At 72.0% G+C, this 16,132-nt stretch carries 13 protein-coding genes, 1 pseudogene and 1 riboswitch; of the genes and pseudogenes, 6 read left to right on the top strand and 8 right to left on the bottom strand.

Annotation, left to right across the window (positions count from 1 at the left end; all coding sequences use genetic code 11):
- Positions 1–13 precede the first annotated feature (13 nt).
- Entirely contained in the window at positions 14–1,330 is a 1,317-nt protein-coding gene (locus ACFYXM_RS32730; RefSeq protein WP_389294903.1) for an Ig-like domain repeat protein, read from the top strand.
- A 324-nt stretch (positions 1,331–1,654) separates the two neighbouring features.
- Here the strand turns inward: ACFYXM_RS32730 and ACFYXM_RS32725 are convergent, their stop codons facing one another.
- The 6 genes from ACFYXM_RS32725 to ACFYXM_RS32700 form a co-directional block, all read right to left on the bottom strand.
- Positions 1,655–1,969 (bottom strand): hypothetical protein, encoded by a 315-nt coding sequence (locus ACFYXM_RS32725; RefSeq protein ID WP_389294901.1) that lies wholly within the window; start codon positions 1,967–1,969, stop codon positions 1,655–1,657.
- The gene (locus ACFYXM_RS32720) at positions 1,956–3,173 is read right to left on the bottom strand and encodes a neprosin family prolyl endopeptidase (RefSeq protein WP_389294899.1); all 1,218 of its coding nucleotides are present in this window, start codon (positions 3,171–3,173) and stop codon (positions 1,956–1,958) included. The genes ACFYXM_RS32725 and ACFYXM_RS32720 overlap by 14 nt, the downstream gene beginning before the upstream one ends.
- Positions 3,174–4,134: 961 nt before the next feature.
- A complete protein-coding gene (locus ACFYXM_RS32715) occupies positions 4,135–5,679 on the bottom strand; it encodes an ABC transporter substrate-binding protein (RefSeq protein WP_389294897.1) in 1,545 nt (514 codons plus the stop codon).
- A gap of 371 nt (positions 5,680–6,050) precedes the next feature.
- Positions 6,051–6,902: an ABC transporter ATP-binding protein gene (locus ACFYXM_RS32710; RefSeq protein WP_389294895.1), complete on the bottom strand. Its 852-nt coding sequence runs from the start codon at positions 6,900–6,902 to the stop codon at positions 6,051–6,053.
- Entirely contained in the window at positions 6,899–8,026 is a 1,128-nt protein-coding gene (locus tag ACFYXM_RS32705) for a FecCD family ABC transporter permease (protein WP_389294893.1), read from the bottom strand. Before ACFYXM_RS32705 ends, ACFYXM_RS32710 begins: the two co-directional genes overlap by 4 nt.
- A gap of 29 nt (positions 8,027–8,055) precedes the next feature.
- Positions 8,056–9,021 carry an ABC transporter substrate-binding protein gene (locus ACFYXM_RS32700; protein WP_389294930.1) on the bottom strand — a complete coding sequence of 322 codons (966 nt, stop codon included), beginning with the start codon at positions 9,019–9,021 and terminating at the stop codon, positions 8,056–8,058.
- 119 nt (positions 9,022–9,140) lie between these two features.
- A riboswitch (cobalamin riboswitch) is annotated at positions 9,141–9,323 on the bottom strand.
- Between the two features lie 272 nt (positions 9,324–9,595).
- Between ACFYXM_RS32700 and ACFYXM_RS32695 the strand changes: the two genes are divergently transcribed.
- The 4 genes from ACFYXM_RS32695 to ACFYXM_RS32680 all read left to right on the top strand — a co-directional run bounded on the left by ACFYXM_RS32695 (position 9,596) and on the right by ACFYXM_RS32680 (position 14,085).
- Complete coding sequence (locus tag ACFYXM_RS32695; RefSeq protein WP_389294928.1) at positions 9,596–10,738, top strand: alpha/beta hydrolase; 1,143 nt, start codon at positions 9,596–9,598, stop codon at positions 10,736–10,738.
- A 427-nt stretch (positions 10,739–11,165) separates the two neighbouring features.
- Positions 11,166–12,353, top strand: coding sequence for a sensor histidine kinase (locus ACFYXM_RS32690; protein ID WP_389294891.1), 1,188 nt, complete (start codon positions 11,166–11,168; stop codon positions 12,351–12,353).
- On the top strand, positions 12,325–13,026 hold the full coding sequence (locus tag ACFYXM_RS32685) for a response regulator (RefSeq protein ID WP_389294889.1): 702 nt from the start codon (positions 12,325–12,327) through the stop codon (positions 13,024–13,026). The genes ACFYXM_RS32690 and ACFYXM_RS32685 overlap by 29 nt, the downstream gene beginning before the upstream one ends.
- A gap of 684 nt (positions 13,027–13,710) precedes the next feature.
- Positions 13,711–14,085, top strand: coding sequence for a hypothetical protein (locus ACFYXM_RS32680; protein WP_389294887.1), 375 nt, complete (start codon positions 13,711–13,713; stop codon positions 14,083–14,085).
- Positions 14,086–14,449: 364 nt separating this feature from the next.
- Here the strand turns inward: ACFYXM_RS32680 and ACFYXM_RS32675 are convergent, their stop codons facing one another.
- Complete coding sequence (locus ACFYXM_RS32675; protein WP_389294886.1) at positions 14,450–15,190, bottom strand: GNAT family N-acetyltransferase; 741 nt, start codon at positions 15,188–15,190, stop codon at positions 14,450–14,452.
- 11 nt (positions 15,191–15,201) lie between these two features.
- Here ACFYXM_RS32675 and ACFYXM_RS32670 point away from each other — a divergent pair.
- A pseudogene (locus ACFYXM_RS32670) lies at positions 15,202–15,489 on the top strand (maleylpyruvate isomerase); the annotation flags it as partial.
- A 130-nt stretch (positions 15,490–15,619) separates the two neighbouring features.
- Here the strand turns inward: ACFYXM_RS32670 and ACFYXM_RS32665 are convergent.
- Positions 15,620–16,132 (bottom strand): Hsp70 family protein (locus ACFYXM_RS32665; RefSeq protein ID WP_389294884.1); only part of this gene is annotated, 513 nt, incomplete at its 5' end.

Genomic DNA, 16,132 nt, shown 5'->3' with positions numbered 1-16,132 from the left:
GACGGGAGCCTCGATGCCGGCCATCTCCATCGACACCTCGCAGTTGACCTACCCCTTCGTCGCCGTCTCCGGAGCCGACGTCGGAGCCTGGGGCGGACTTCGGGACGGCCTCGTCGACGGGGCGGCCGATCCGCCGCCCGAGGTACGGCTGCCCGCAGGCTCGGGCTACCGGCTGCGGCTCGGCGAAGGAACGACCGCCGCCGTCGTCTTCGACGTACGCGAGAACGGCACGCTGGACTTCGCGCCGGAGTACGACGCCTTCCTCGCCGGCCGCGGCACGCGGCGGCTGACCGTATGCGGGGCACCGGTCCTCGTCGACGCCCGGGGCCTGGACCATCCGCTCACCCCGGACCTGCCGGGCGCGGCTCCGCTGGCGCCGGACCGGACGCACGAGCTGCGGCTGCTGCCTGCTTCGGGGTACCGGCTGAGGGTCGAGGCGGGCACCGCCGACGGGGGCCTCGGCTTCTGCGTCGCGTCCGACGGAAAGGTCCGGCTCACGCCGGAATCGACCGGTGTCGCCCAGGCCGCCGGGAACACCCTGACGGTCCGGGGACGCACCGTCACCATCGACGGACGCGGCCTCTCCCACGGCCTGCTGCCGGTCGGCGTCCCGGACACCGCCGCGGGGGCCTTTCTGCCCCCGGCCACCGTGCACCGGCTCACGCTGCTGCCGGCCGCCGGGTATGTCTTCCACGCGGGCCCCGGCGTGCCGGCCGACTTCTCGTACACGGTCCGACCCGACGGGACGGTGGACTACGACGTGTCCTGCGACCCGTTCCTGACGGGGCGCGGCACGGACACTCTCGTCGTGGGCGGGTTCCCGGTGGTCCTGTCCGCGGCCCATGCGGACAGCGACCTCCTCGGTCTCGCGGCCCTCGACGGCCGACCGGACCCGGCCCCGCGCGCCCCCCGCCCGCCCCGCGAACTGACCGCCGTCCTCGTGCCGGCGAAGGGCTATCAGCCGCGCACCGCGCACGGCGTGTGCAGCGGCTTCCGCGTCGCCCGCGACGGCACCCTGACCGTCGATCCGGCGGACGCCGGCTCCTACGGCGCCGGGACCGTCGGCCTCGCGACGACCGTGACGGTCCGGATCGCCCGCACGGTGCCCGGCGGACCGGCGCCCCGGGGCAACGTGACCTTCACGACGGACGGGCGGCTCCTCGGCACGGTCCCCCTGGACGAGGTGGGCCTGGCGAGCCTGCGCGCGGCGGCCGTGCCGAGGGACGCCCGGGAGGTCGTCGTCGCGTACGAAGGGGACGACGAGCACCGCCCGTGCACCGCGACGCTTCCCCTGCCGGGCGGGGAACGGCAGCCGTACGGGCCTAGCTAAGGGCTGTCCCGTAATCCCTGGCGGGCGCGCGACGACAGCTGCGGCACCTCGCCGCGTTGTCGGAACGTCCGCATACATCCAGTGTGCGAACGCCCCTCCGCCTTGCGATGCACCACATCCGACGCCGCGCGCTGGTCCGCCACGGATTACGGGACAGCCCTTGGGGCCCGTCTGGAGTTGTGATCTGGGCTCGCGGGGCGTGTCACGCACGCTCGCCGCATCGCCGAAACGCCCTGGTAGCTCCGCTACGAGGGCCTTCCGGCGTCTTGCGATCGCACGCACCACGCCCCGCTCCCTGATCCAGACCACAGCTCCAGACAGGCCCTAACCGGTGGGCGGCTCCTCGGGGTTGGGGATCGGTTCGGGGTTGGGGACCGGCGGGGAATCGCTGACGATCCGCTTGCCGTCCAGGGTGTAGTCGCGGCGGCGCCGCCGGGGCGTGTAGCCCTCGGGGCAGAGCCTGCGGCCCGTCACGGCCTCGGAGGCCGGGGACGGTGGCGGCATTGGTGCGTCGGGAGGCGGTGGCGCCGCGGTGCGATCCCTCACCAGGTCGGTCCGGACGCACTCGACGTCCGGATCCACCTCGGAGGGAATCACCTCGGGGCGGTCGTCCCCCGCCGGGTTGTCACTCGACGCCACCTGGGCCTCCCCAGTAGAAGTTCGATCCCCAGGTCGTCGTCCCGGAGAAGTCGACCGCGATCTGATAGGCGTTCGGGTTGGTCTGCGAGGGATAGCCCACCAGCGGCTGCATCGTGCCGGCCGCGTCGGACTGGTAGGCCATGTTGCGCATATAGGCCGCGTGGCTCCAGCCCTCGTACGGGAAGTGCCCACTGCCCATCTGGCTCCAGGTGGCTTCGGGGTGGTGGATGACGTCGTCGTCGATCTCGCCGCCCCAGTCGGCGACCCCCGCCTGGTTGTACAGTCCCGAGGCGTTGAACAGGCTGCGCGGGTAGCCGCCCATCCATTCGTTGCCGATGCGGACCCACCACTTGTCCAGGTACAGCATGACCTTGATGGACAGTTCGTACTGGTCGCCGCCGTAGACGCTCTCGGCCATCCGTATGCCGGGGTAGACCGTGCTCGACAACTGCTCCCAGCCCTTGACGTCCCGGTTGTAGCCACCGAGGTAGTCGCCGCTCTGCGTGTAGTTGTTGGTGGTGTAGAAGATGAACAGATGCGGATACCAGTCGCCGTAGAGGTCGTAGCAGGTCTGCGCGCCCACCTCGACGGTCTGCACATCGGTTCCGGCCCCTGATCCCCCCACCACCCACAGCTGGCCCAGCGAGAACTCGTTCGACCACTGGACATAGGGCTTCCAGGTGTTGATGACGCCCTCCGTGCCGTAGTTGAACACCGGCTGGCGGGCGTGTGCGTACTTGTGCACGTCGGGGGCGGCGGCGGGCGAGGTGAGGCCGAGGTCGTCCGGCGGCGTGATCCGCTTCGCGTAGGGCCCCTTCGCCAGGTAGTCCTGCAGGGTACCGACCGGGGTGATGCGGTCCAGCGGCTTGCGCAGCATCGGGACGGTGCCGGGCGGGCCGGTCTCGGCGTCCGGCTCGGGCGATTCGAACGGCTGCGACAGCCCGGGACGGTCGGAGTCGTACGGCCGCTCCGGCGGCTCCACGTCGGGTGGTTCGCCGCGGCAGTCGGCAGGGACCCAGTCGAGTTCGTCCCCGTCGGCCGTCGTGGTGCGGGCGACCGCCTCGCGCCGGGCGTACTGGTCCTTGAAGTACTGCCGGATCTCCTCCAGCCGTTCCTCGTCCGCGCGATCCAGGTCCCGGCCGGCTCTCGGCCGGGGCGAGGTCCGGGGCGCGTCGGGGTTGCGCAGAATCCTGCCGGCTTTCATCGCTGTCTCCTAGATGATCGTTCGCGGTGGCGACGTCGGGGTGGCCGAACGAGGTCGCCGTGGTTCATCGGTGTCGAAGAGACCGGGGCCGAAGTCCCGGGTGAACCACGACCCGGGGCGGGTGGCCCCGTCGTAGACGTTTCTGGCCACGAGGACCTGTCCCGGGAACGACCTGTCCCGGGAACCGGGCGGCGGTCGGTTCGGCGTCCACCGCCGTGACGCAGTCCATCGTGGCGTCGTTCAGCCAGACGTCGCGGATGTCGCCGATGTCGCGGAACAGATCCACGGATGGCATGCTGCGCCACCTCGTCTCAGCTGCACGGTTGTGCACGTCGTTCCATGGTGGTGCCCTCGGATGCGGGCAGCACATCGGTGGGCGGGAGTTCGGTGTGGTCAGGGCGTATGTGGGGGAATTCCTCCCGCCGTCGCTCGCGTCTCGCGCGTTCGCGCCGCTCTGTCCTGTTCCAGCGGCGGCTCACGTGGCCGCTTCCCACCGTCCTCCGGGCCCACCGCCGGGACGGCGGAGCCGGGCCGCGAGGGCTCGTGCCCAGGAGGTCCGCCCACGGGCCTCGTGCCGGCGTCGAGTCGGGCGAGGAGGGCGCGAACACAGCCGACCGCTGATGTCCATTCTCCTCCCACCCGAAAGCAGGCGCAGCTCGTACAACCCCTTCGGGCCGGTTTCAGGATTTCTTGTCCGGGCCCTGCCGTGTCCCGGGGCGCGCCGTCCGGGACGCGCGACGAGCGGGGCGTGCGCGTCGGCGGCGAAGGCGATGTCGATCAGGCGGAAGTGCGCCATCGGTGTGGCGGCTCTCCCCGCAGCGCGCGACCGGCGTCCCCCGCAAAGGATTCGACGCCCTCGGGTCTCCGGCGAAGGGGGCGGGAGTGCACCGGACACCCCGCCCCACTCGCGCGAACGCCGTTCCCCCGGACGCTCCCTCGTCCGCGTATCGCGGCGCCGGAGTCACTCCGCGGTGCCGAGCTCCCAGAAGCGGAAGACCGTCGAGGTGTCCAGGCAGTTCTGCAGCCCCCGGACGCTCTCGTGGGCGACCGCGTACTGCTGGCCCTGCCAGAGCGGCAGGAACGGCAGCTCCCGCGCCACGATGTCCTGCAGCTTGATGAAGTCCTGCCGGGTGTCGGCGCGGTCGGTCACGGAGGAGGTGCGCGGGATGATCTGGTCCGATATCTCGTTGTTCTCGTAGTTGTTCGACAGCACGTTGTTCTCGCCGAAGAACGGCTGGGTGAAGTTGTCGGGGTCGGGATAGTCCGGCACCCAGCCCTTGACGTAGACGCCGTACTTGCCTGCGGCGATGTTCTTCTCGTACTGGCCGAACGGGACGGACTTCATGTCGGCCTCGAACAGCCCGCTCCGATTCAACTGGTCTGCTATGGTGCGTAGTTCGTCATCCGTGGCGGGACCATAGCGGCTCGGGGTGGACCAGAGCGTGAGCTTCACCTTCTCGGTGATTCCGGATTCGCGCAGGACGTTCCGCGCCTTGTCCGGCTTCGGACTGTCGCCGTACACGTCGAAGAACGAGGTGCCGTGGCCGGTGATGCCGACCGGGACCACCGAGTAGAGCGGCGTCGCCGTGTCCTGGTACACCTTGCTGACCAGGGAGTACCGGTCGACGAGGTGGGCGATGGCCTTGCGCACGGCGAGCTTGCCGACGACGGGGTCGGCGACGTTGAAGACCAGGTGCTGGACCTCGGCGCTGCTGCCCTGCACCACCGTGATGCCGTCCTTCTTCGCGGTGGCCGAGGAGTCCAGGGCGGCTATCGCCTTGGCGGTGAGACCGCGGTAGGCGATGTCGATGTCGTCCTTCTCCAGGGACGACCTCAGCGCCTGCTGATCGCCGCGGAACAGCTTCAGCGTCACCCCGGAGTTCTTCACCTCGGCGTTTCCGCGGTAACCGGAGTAGACCGAGAAGTCCGCTTCGGACTTGTCGATGGAGTCCAGCTTGTAGGGTCCCGATCCCACCGTCTTGCCGCCCCCGAGCAGGTGGTCCTTCGGATAGACCTGGTGGTCCACGATGGAGCCGGCACCCGAAGCGATCTTGCTCGGGAACGTCGCGTCGGGCACCTTGAGGTGGAACACCACGGTCTTGTCGTCCGGGGTGTCGATCGACTTGATGGTGGACAGCATCGGCGACGGCCCGGCCGGGTCGTCGATCGCGATCGTACGGTCGAAGGAGAACTTCACGTCCTTCGACGTGAGGCTGTGGCCGTTGCTGAACTTCAATCCGTCGCGCAGCGTGCAGGTGTAGGTCTTGCTGCCGTTCGAGAACCCGCACTCCTCCGCGGCCTCCGGCACGGGGGTGGAGGAAGCGGGCGGGAAGCTCAGCAGGGACTGGAACACGTTGTTGAACAAAAGCCAGGACCCCGGGTCGTACCCCGAGGCCGGGTCGGTGGCGAGGATGCCGTCGGACATCCCGACGACGATCCTGTCCTTGCTCTCGGACGGCCAGATCTGGTCCTCGGAGCCGCAACCCGTCAGCAGCACCGCTGTCATTCCCCCGACGATCAGAGTGCTCGACCGCCTCGTACGATCCATCACGGAAAGTGCTCCATACTGTCAGCCGGCCGCGAGGGTTTCCCCGGGCAACCGGATCGGGTCAGGAAGTACTGCGCACGCCGCGACCCAGACACTCGGCCCGGTCGGGCGTGTTGGTGCGGACCGAGCGGACTGCCGGGACTCGGTGTTCGACAGGAATTGTATGCACGGTGACTGACAGTCAGCTTCCGCTTTGGTGAACGGTAATCGGCCGAACGGCGAACACGCCCTGGGAGAAGGGTGGATGCGCCGTGCGGCAACAGGCGGCGACGGCCGGTCGCCGCCGCGCCGAAGGCGGGAGTGAAGCCGCCTCGCGCGACCCGGCCCGCTCACGGAACGGGCTCGTCCCCCCGGGCCGTCGTGGTCCGGCGGGGTCCCTGTTCCCCGGGCAGGAAGGTCACATGGGGCGCTCCCGTGCGGGGGTGGACGACGACCTCGCCCGCCACCTCGTAGACCTCGCGCAGCAGTTTTGCGGTGATCACCTCTGCGGGCGGGCCGGACGCGACGACCTCGCCCCCGCGCAGCACGTAGAGGCGATCGCAGTAGTACGCCGCGAGGTTGAGGTCGTGGAGCGCGACCAGAACGGCGGCGGGGAGCCGGCGCAGGATGCCGAGGACGTCGAGCTGGTGGCGTATGTCCAGATGGTTGGTGGGTTCGTCGAGGACGAGCAGCGAGGGCTGTTGGGCGAGGGCGCGGGCGATGAGCACACGTTGGCGCTCGCCACCGGAGAGCCCGTCGAAGGAACGGTCGGCGAGCAAGGCCGCGTCCACGGACGCGAGGGCCGAAGCGATCAGCCGGGCGTCCTGTGCGGTGTCGCCGTCGAGCAGGCCCTTGTGCGGGGTACGGCCCATGGCGACCACCTCACGCACTGTCAGGTCGAAGTCGGCGACGGGCTCCTGGACCACCGCGGCCAGAGTACGGGCCAGTGTGCGTACGGGCAGGCGCCAGACGTCGGTCCCGTCGACCCGTACGTGTCCGGTGTCGGGTCGCAGCACGCGGTAGACGGCGCGCAGCAGACTGGACTTGCCGCTGCCGTTGGGGCCGACCAGCCCCACGACCTCGCCGGGGCGGGCGGTCAGGGAGACGTCCCGGACCAGGCGGTGCGCACCGGCGGACAGAGTGACCCCGTCGACGGACAGGGCGGCGCCGCCACCGACGGCGCGTTCGGCCGCGTCGCTCATGCCGCTCCCCGTTCGTCGTTCCGCCGGGCGTCACGGCGCATGAGCCAGAGAAAGAAGGGGCCTCCGCACAGCGCCGTGAGCACCCCGACGGGAAGTTCCAAGGGCGCCGCGACCGTGCGGGCGGCGATGTCGGCCCAGATCAGGAAGACGGCTCCGCCGAGGGCGGCCGTCGGCAGGACGCGACGGTGGTCGCCGCCGACGACGAGCCGCACGGTGTGCGGCAGCATCAGCCCGACGAAGCCGATCGGCCCGGTCGCCGCGACCAGGACGCCGGTGACCAGGGACAGCAGGACGAACATGCGGGCCCGGAACCGGGCCACGTCGAGTCCCATCGTGCCCGCGGACTCCTCGCCCGCCAGCAGCAGGTTCAGGTTCCGTGCCTGGACCAGCAGGACGGCGATGCCGAGCAGCAGGGCGCCACCCGGCAGCCAGAGCGTGTCCCAGCCGACGCCGCCGAGGCCGCCGAGGGTCCAGGCGAGGACGGCACGGGCCTCGTGGCCCCGGCCGGTGGTGAGCAGCAACAGGTCCGTCACCGCGGTGAGCACCGACGCCGTCGCCACACCGGACAGCACGAGCCGTACCGAGGTGATGCGTCCGCCGGTGCGCGCGGTCGCGTACACCACCAGCAGCGCGCCGAGGGCGCCGGCGAACGCGGCGGCCGGCAGCGAGACGGGCCCGAGCACGCCCACGCCGAGCACGATCACCGAGACCGCGCCCAGCGACGCGCCGGAGGACACGCCCAGCAGGTACGGCTCGGCCAGCGGGTTGCGGATGAGGGCCTGCATGGCGGTGCCCACCACGGCCAGCCCGGCGCCGGTCACGGCACCGAGCAGCACCCGCGGTGCCCGCACGTCCAGGACGATCGTCTCCCGGGCGCGGGTCCAGGACGGCTCCTGCCAGTCGGCGCCCAGCGCGTGCGTCACGATGCCCCACACCTGGCCGGGCGGCACGTGCACCGAGCCGATGGCCAGGCCGGCAGTGGCGGAGACCACCAGCAGCAGCGCGAGGACGGTCAGCGCGAAGGGGAGGGGTACGCGCCCCGACCGGCCGCCGCGGCGCGGGAGCCACGCCCTCGCTCCGCCGGCCGTCCCCTCGGTCGTCCCGTCGGGCGGGGCGGCCTTCACGGGCGTTCCCGTTCCCGTCCCCGTTCCCGTCACCGGAAGCTCTCGGGATGCAGACCGCGCGCCAGGCCGTCGACCGCGTACGCCGACCGGATGCCGACGAGGGTCGCGGTCAGCGGCAGGACCACGAACCGCTTGTTCCTGATGGCCGGGACGTCGGCGAGGGCGGGCTGCGAGAGCAGGAACCGCTTCTTCTGCTCGACGCTGCCGGAGCCCGCGTAGTCGTAGACCATCACGGCCTCGGGCTTGCGGGCCACGACCTGTTCCCAGGAGACGTCCCCGAAGACGTCGTCGAGGCCCGCGAAGACGTTCCGGCCGCCCGCCAGGTCGATCAGGTCGTTGCCCAGCCCCTTGCCGCCCGCGGTGAAGGCGGTCTTCTCGCCGCTGTCGTAGACGAAGACGGGCACGTCGGGCCTCTTCCCCACGGCCGAGACGGCCTTGTCGACGCGCCCCCTCAGATCGGCCACCAGCGCGGAGGCGCGGTCCGGGACGCCGAAGACGTCGCCGATGGTGCGGATCTCGTCGTAGGTGTCCCGCATCGTCACCCGCTTCTTGCCGCAGTACTCCCGGTTGAGGTAGGTGTCGATGCCCGCCTCGGCGAACGCCTTGCGCGACCGGCCCTCGTTCTCGGCGAACGCGCTGCCGTAGCCGCCGTAGACGAAGTCCGGCTCCGCGTCCAGGACGGTTTCGAAGGAAGGCTCCCGCTTCGCCAGTTCGGGTACGGCCGCGAAGTCCTTCCGCAGCTCGGGCAGAACGGCCGAGTCCGGGAAGGCGGTACCGGCCATGCGGTCCTTCAGCCCCAGGGCGAGCAGCAGTTCCGCGGGGTGCTGATGGATGGTGACCACGCGCGAGGGCGGTTTGTCGTACGTCGTTCTCACACCGCAGTTGTCGACGGTGACCGGGAAGCCCTCGACCGTTGACGCACCGGCCTTCGGTTTCCCGGGGGAGTCGTCGGCGGTGCCGCAGCCGGCGGCCGGCAGGGCGGTGGCCAGGGCCATGACCCCGGCGACGACGCGCGGGGCGCGCCGGGTGCGCCGGGTGCGGGCAGGGGGAGAGCAGGGGCGGCGGCGGGGTATGCCGAAATACACGTAGAGCCTCCTGGGGAGTCCGCGCTCCTCAAAACGGGCCCGCGACAGGCCAGTGTCCTGACTCCCGGATCGACGTTCCCCCCGCCTTCCCGCGCGGCGCGCGGTGGCATGTCGAAGGGTTGCACTCCCCGGTCACAGTGGCGGGACCGTGCCGGATTCGCACCGGCTTCCTGTCTCCCGTCGCGGCGATGACCTGCCGATATTACGTTTGTCCGAGGTCGGCGCACAGAGGGCGCCCATGTGAGTGATCGCACGCCGGGGAACCGGGGCCCGTCTCCCGGCCGTTCCCGCCCCTTCCCGGCGCGGCCGGGGCGCGTGATGCGGGAGGCCGGGAGCGACCGGCGTCGAAGGCGCGGGGGTGCCGGTCGCCGAAGGCACGGGAGTGACCGGCGTCAACACGAGGTTCCCGGTGCCTCGCGTCCGACGTAAAGAGGTGGAAAAGAGGGTAAACCATCGTGCTGTGTGCGACATCCTCACTGGCGTGATGAGCCTGACGGGGACACCCTTCTTCCTGGCCACGATCGCGCTGGCCATCGTCAGTGTGCTGCTTCCCCTGTTGCTGTGGGGGCGGGTACGGGGTCCCGCCGTGGTGCGAGGCGCGAGCCGTCTCGCGATGGTCGTCCTCGCGCAGGGGGCGGCCGTGCTGAGTGTCTTCGTGGTGGTCAACAACACCAATGGTCTGTACGACAACTGGGCCGATCTGCTCGGCACCGGACACCATGTCGTCGCCGCCCCGGACCTCGGACGCGACGGACTCGGAAGTCACAAGGACCTGGCGAACGAGCCGAAGGTCGTCCAGGAGTTCGACCCGGTGCACGACGCCCGGATGGGACGGAACGTCCGCGTCACCCAACTGCGCGGGCGGGTGTCGGGGGTGCGCGGCGAGGTGTACGTATGGCTGCCGCCGCAGTACGACCAGCCGGCCTTCCGGCACCGGAGGTTCCCCGTGGTCGAACTCCTCGGCGGCTTCCCCGGTTCGGCGAAGGCGTGGTTCAGCAGCCTGCGGGTGCAGTCGCAGCTGGAGGCCCGGATGCGGAGCGGCGAGATCGCCCCGTTCATTCTCGTCGCACCCCGCACCAATCTGCTGGCCGGTCAGGACACCGGATGCGCCAATGTGCCGGGCGTCGTGGACGCCGAGTCATGGCTCAGCGTGGACGTCCGGCAGATGGTGATCGACACCTTCCGCGCACGGAGCGGCGCGAAGGGGTGGGCGGTGGCCGGTTACTCGGCCGGGGCGCACTGCGCCGTGAAGATGGCACTCGCCCACCCCGACCGGTACCGGGCCGCGGTGGGCCTGTCCGGCTACAACGACCCGGCCGCCGAACGGGTCTCCCTCACGGCCCGCGCCCCGGAGCTGCGGCGGGCCAACAACCCGCTGTGGATCCTGCGCCATGCGACCACCCCTCCGCGCGTCGCGCTGTATCTCTCGGGCGGACGCGAAGACGGCTACCGTGACGGCCTCGCGCTGCGGCGCGCGGCGGCAGCCCCGACACGGGTGGTGGTGGCCCGGGTGACCGGGCCGCACACCATTGGCCTGTGGAAGCGCCAGGTGCCCCAGGTCTTCCGCTGGCTGACGGCCGAACTGTCGCCGTGGGCGGGCCGGGTCGCGCCGGCGAAGGGCGTCTGAACCGACAGGAAGCGGTGCGGAAGGGACCGACGGCCCGCGGGGGAGTGGCCGACGCGGGGCGTGACGGGCGGTCGGGCCCAGGGACCCCCGCCGTCCGTCGTCACGTCGGTCGGCCGTCGTCATGCCGGTCGGGCGTCGGCCGAATGGAGTCGTCGGGGCCTCCGGCCGGGCGATCGTGACGACGGGCCCGGCGCCTCGGCCGGGGCGCCGGGCGGCGGTCCGGCGTACGGGCGGCAACCGCGCGTCGGAGGCCCGGGGCGTGGGCGGACACGGGTCCCGGGGACGGCGGCCGGGGGCGGGGGGACGGACGGGGGAGGCCGCGGGGCCCGTCCCGCGTGACGATGCCCGATGCGGTCGTCGACCCTACGGTGGTGCCATGGCGGTGAGCAGTGGTCGGAGAAGGGGGGAACGGTCCCGGTTCGGTGTGATGGACGCACTGGTCCTGGTCGTGCTGTTCGTCCTGTCCGTCGTGGCCGCCTCGATCGTGCCGCACGAGCGCGATTTCTCCCTGCGCTGGCAGGCGGTGGTGCTGGCGGGCACCGGTTGTACCGCGCTGGTGTGGCGGCGCCGTCACCCGGTCGGTGTACTGGCCGTGGCGGTCGGCTGCGGGGTGGCCTTCCAGCTGCTGGGATTCCGGGAGAGTCCGCTGGTCATCAGCCCCGTCCTGGTGTCGGTCTACACCGTCGCCGCGCGCACCGACCGGCGAGTGACCTGGATCTCGGCGGTGTCGTCGGTCGCCATCCTGGTGGGCGTCGCCGTGCTATGGGATCCGCGTTCCTGGCTGGCCCCGGACAACGCGGCGATGCTGGCGTGGACGGTGCTGCCCGCAGCCATCGGTGACGGGGTGCGCTCGCGCCGCGCCTATGTGGCCGCGGTGGAGGAACGGGCGGAACACGCGGAGCGCACGCGCGAGCAGGAGGCGCAGCAGCGGGTGGCGGCCGAGCGGGTGCGGATCGCGCGCGAACTGCACGACATCGTCGCCCACCACATCGCCCTCATCAACGCCCAGGCGGGCGTGGCGGTCCACCTCGTGGAACGGCGGCCGGAGCAGATCCTGGCCGCACTGGAGCACATCCGGGACACCAGCCGCTCCGCGCTCGACGAACTGCGCGTGACCGTGGGGCTGCTGCGGCAGTCCGGCGACCCGGTGACGCCCCGCGACCCGATGCCCGGCCTGGCCCGCGTACCGGCGCTCCTGGCATCGTTCGAGCGAGCCGGACTGAACGTGAGCCACAGCTGGCACGGCGTCGCCGAACCGCTCGCTCCGGCGGTCGACCTGGCCGCCTACCGCATCGTGCAGGAGGCCCTGACCAACGTGCACAAGCACGCGGGGGCCGACCACGCCCGGTTGTTCCTGCACTACCGCCCCGAGCGGCTGACGATCACCGTCGAGAACGACGGCCGGACCGGAGCCGACCCGGCCCGTCCGGGGACGGGCCACGGGCTCATCGGGATGCGCGAGCGCGCCTCCACGGTCGGTGGGCGGCTGTACGCGGGTGCCCGCCCGGAGGGCGGCTTCACCGTGACGGCCGAGCTGCCGCTGCGCCCCGGCCCGGTCATGGGCGAACCACAGAGAAGGGACGGGCATGACGATCCGCGTGCTGCTTGTCGATGACCAGGCCCTGCTGCGGGGCACGTTCAGGATGCTGTTCGACTCCACGGACGACATGGAGACGGTGGGGGAGGCGTCCAACGGGCAGGAGGCACTGGACCTGGCCCGTGCGCAGAGCCCCGACGTGGTCCTGATGGACATCCGCATGCCGGAGATGGACGGTCTCGAAGCCACACGGCTGATCAGCGAGTCCGACAACCTCACCGAGGTGAAGGTGCTCATCCTCACCACCTTCGAGGACGACGAGCACGTGGCCGAGGCGCTGCGCGCCGGTGCGAGCGGCTTTCTCGGCAAGGGCGCCCGGCCCGAGGAACTGCTCGACGCCGTCCGTACGATCGCCGCGGGCGAGGCCCTGCTGTCCCCGTCGGCGACGCGTGCGCTGATCGGGCGCTTCCTCGCCCAGCCGGATCCGTGCCCGGCGGGCGTGCACGAGCGGCTGGAGTGCCTGACGCGCCGGGAACGCGACGTCGTGGGGCTGGTGGCACTGGGGCTGTCGAACGACGAGATCGCGGCGCACCTGTTCGTCAGCCCGTTGACCGCCAAGACCCATGTCAACCGGGCCATGACCAAGCTGGCGGCCCGGGACCGGGCCCAGCTCGTCGTCATCGCGTACCAGTGCGGCCTGGTGAGTCCCACGACGGAACCGGGGCCTTCGCAGCCGTCCATGCAGTCGTAGTCGCACTTCCGGGAGTGTGGGGGCCGGGCACGGGAGAGGCCGTGGACCCGGGCGCGGACATCGGCGTGATGCCCTGCCGCCGGGCCGTTCGGGCCGGTGGTAGGCGGGGGGACCGGATACCGCAGCCGTGGTAGTCGGAATCGCTGCGGCGGGACGACGCGCGAGGGGCCTTCTCCGGGCGACAGTGGGATGGCGAACGGAGGTGTCGCCATGATCGAAGCCCAGGGCCCGGCCGAGCGGTACGAAACGGATGACGCGACCGGCGTCACCGGCCCGGCATCCACTGTCGTACGCCGCTTCACCGGCACGGGATCCGCTCCCGTCGGCCGCTCCACCGGCCCGGCGGTCGAGGCGACCCCGATGGGCGCCCAGCCCGTCCCGACCGGTCGGGCGGCTCCGTCGTCGGACACCACCGATCGCGTCCGCTCGTCCGGGCGGCGCACCGCGTACGGAGTGTCACTCCTCGGTTCCGGGGTATCCGACCTGCGGACCCACAGCGACCAGGGCCTGCCTCCGACACCGTCCGCAGAACGCACGGCCATCGGGAGGCGTCTCCCGGAACCGTCGCCCGCGCCCGGTGATCAACCACCCCTCCACCACGACTCCCATGCGCGATTCCCGCGCCCGGACCACTGCCACGACGGCCGCGCGACCGGCGCCGCAGCACAGGAAGGACCCCCTCCCATGTCCACTGCAACCAAGAAGCGCAGCACGATCGACGAACGACCTGCCGAGGCGCCCGCCCCCAAGGTCCCCGCGCCCGAGACGGCAGTCACGGCGGGCGGCCACGGCCACGCGGCGACCCCCCTCACGCACCGGGCCAGGGACGACTTCCGCGCTCCGCCCGCACACCTGCTGCTCCTCCGCGACGCGCTGGCCGACCGCGCCGTCCGCAACCAGGGGACGGGCACCGATGGCGGGGCCGGGCAGCGCCGGGGCGCACCCTGCCGACGCGTTCGGGCACACTCGGCCGGGGCCACGCAGCTCACCCTCTCCCAGTGGGTCAGCAGGACCGCCAGGATCGGGACCACGGCCGACGAGCACGCGGCCGCGAGCTGAAGGGCCCACCACCGTGAGCCGACGGGCCCGCGACCGTGAGTCGACGGGCCCGCGCCCAGCGCCTGCCGCGGTGAGCGGGCGGACCGAGGGGGGCGTCCGGCTCACCGAGCAACGCCTTGCGGGCCTCGCGGGTGAAGTGGACGAGGTTGTCGGCACCGCGCAGCGAGATGCCGGACGTCTCCGGCCGCCGCCGGAAGCCCACCTCGTCGACCGGCTGCGGAGGCCGCACCGCGGGCCGTGCCGCGGGACGCCTCGGGAGGCGCGGTCGGTGGCGGCCCGGCCGTGAGGGCCCGCGATCCGGGGGCGGACGAGTCCCAGGGCCTGAGGAGACCCAGGGCCTCACGGGCCTCAGGGGCCCGTGAGGTCAGAAGCGCTTGACGAGACTGACCGAGTGGTCGGTGACGGTGAATCCCAGACTCCGGTACAGGCCCAGGGCGCCGGTGGGGCTCTCGGAGTCGACATCCGGCACGGCGCGGCCCAGAGCGTCGGTCCGCAGAGTCCGCAGCACGTGGGCCGGCATGGCGCGGGCCAGCCCCTGCCCCCGTGCCTCCCGTCGTACCCCCACGGCCGAGATGTATCCGAACGGACCCCCGCGCAGCGGCCATTCCTCCGGCGACACGTCCACGAGGACGAGGCCGACGACGCGCTCGCCCGCGGATGCGCCGGGCGCGCCGGGGGCGACGGCGAGTACGGACAGGTCCGGTCGGAACGCCTTCAGGCGGTCACCGGCGGCCCATTCGGCGACAGTGACCGGCTGGCTGCCCCAGTGGTCGCGGAAGGCGTCGTTCAGCGCGGACCTGGCCCGCTCCCTCCACTCCTCGCCGTAGGGCACGAGCCGCACCCCCGAAGGGGAAGGCGGCTCGGCGAGTGGCGCCACGAGGTCGCGTTCCGGCTCCAGCCACCACCGGGCACGCTCGTAGCCGTGCGCCTCCAGGAGCCGGATCGTACGGGTGGCTCGGTCGTCCGCGCCCGAGGCCGGCCACCCGGGCAGGGCGGCGTCGCAGGAAACGAGATGCTGGAGGCCACGGGCCTCCTGCCATGTCGGCAGCGCGCTGCCGATGCCCTCGCCACGACGGTCCGGGGCCACCGTTCCGTCGAGTTCCACCCGGAAGACCGTCCCAGGACGTCCTGATCACCCTCGCGACCCCCGCCGACACGCAGCCGACCCACGACGCGGAGACGTACTGGGACGTGACCCGTACGCCGCCGACCGGTGCCGACCCGCTCGACGCGCTGATCGTCCGGCCGGCCGCCGCCTACGAGGAACCCCGGTTGCTGAAGCACCACCTCGGCGACGTCGGCTCCGCCGCGGGCCGGGCCGCCGGACTCGCCGACCCGGGCCTCCGGGCGGCCACGCAGGACAAGATGCTCACCGGCGGCGACTTCCTCTCCGCGTACGTCCTGCGACACTCAGCGAGCCGAACCGGGCGAGACGGCCGCTCGACTCCCGCTCGTCATCGGCTGATCGGCGTGGCGGGGCGGAGGATGTTCCGGGGAGGGGAGGAAAGCCGACACCCCGGCGCGCGGGCGCCCGTCACCCGCCGTCCTCCTTCCGCTCGTCGTCGACGATCTCCGCATCGACGACCTCGTCCTCACCGCCCGCGGACGTGCCCGCGCCGGCACCGGGTCCGGAACCATCCGGGGAGGCACCGTCCGTCCCACCCCGGGCCTGCGCGTACAGGGCGGAGCCGATGCGCTGCGCGGCCGTGCTCGCCCGCTCGGTGGCGGTACGGAGCCCGGCGGTGTCGTCGCCCTTGAGCTTCTCCCTGACCTCGGTGAGCGCCTCCTCGGTCTCCGTGCGCACGTCGTCCGGGATCTTGTCGGCGTTGTCCTTCATCAGCTTCTCGGTCTGGTAGAGCAGGGCCTCCGCGCGGTTGCGGGTCTCGGCGGTCTCCTTGCGCTGCCGGTCCTCCTCCGCATGCTGCTCCGCCTCGCGCACCATGCGGTCGATGTCGTCCTTCGGCAGCGAGGAGCCGCCGGTGACGGTCATCTTCTGCTCCTTGCCGGTGCCGAGGTCCTTGGCGGTGACGTGCATGATGCCGTTGGC

Source organism: Streptomyces sp. NPDC002476, from assembly GCF_042889785.1.
In the GTDB taxonomy this organism is placed as follows: domain Bacteria; phylum Actinomycetota; class Actinomycetes; order Streptomycetales; family Streptomycetaceae; genus Streptomyces.
This window is presented reverse-complemented; position numbering and strand designations above follow the sequence as displayed.

Coding starts and splice junctions, on each gene's coding strand:
- ACFYXM_RS32695 (WP_389294928.1), top strand. CDS start 9,596: ATGAGCCTGACGGGGACACCCTTCTTCCTGGCCACGATCGCGCTGGCC.
- ACFYXM_RS32730 (WP_389294903.1), top strand. CDS start 14: ATGCCGGCCATCTCCATCGACACCTCGCAGTTGACCTACCCCTTCGTC.
- ACFYXM_RS32700 (WP_389294930.1), bottom strand. CDS start 9,021: ATGGCCCTGGCCACCGCCCTGCCGGCCGCCGGCTGCGGCACCGCCGAC.
- ACFYXM_RS32715 (WP_389294897.1), bottom strand. CDS start 5,679: ATGACAGCGGTGCTGCTGACGGGTTGCGGCTCCGAGGACCAGATCTGG.
- ACFYXM_RS32680 (WP_389294887.1), top strand. CDS start 13,711: ATGTCCACTGCAACCAAGAAGCGCAGCACGATCGACGAACGACCTGCC.
- ACFYXM_RS32720 (WP_389294899.1), bottom strand. CDS start 3,173: ATGAAAGCCGGCAGGATTCTGCGCAACCCCGACGCGCCCCGGACCTCG.
- ACFYXM_RS32710 (WP_389294895.1), bottom strand. CDS start 6,902: ATGAGCGACGCGGCCGAACGCGCCGTCGGTGGCGGCGCCGCCCTGTCC.
- ACFYXM_RS32690 (WP_389294891.1), top strand. CDS start 11,166: ATGGACGCACTGGTCCTGGTCGTGCTGTTCGTCCTGTCCGTCGTGGCC.
- ACFYXM_RS32685 (WP_389294889.1), top strand. CDS start 12,325: ATGACGATCCGCGTGCTGCTTGTCGATGACCAGGCCCTGCTGCGGGGC.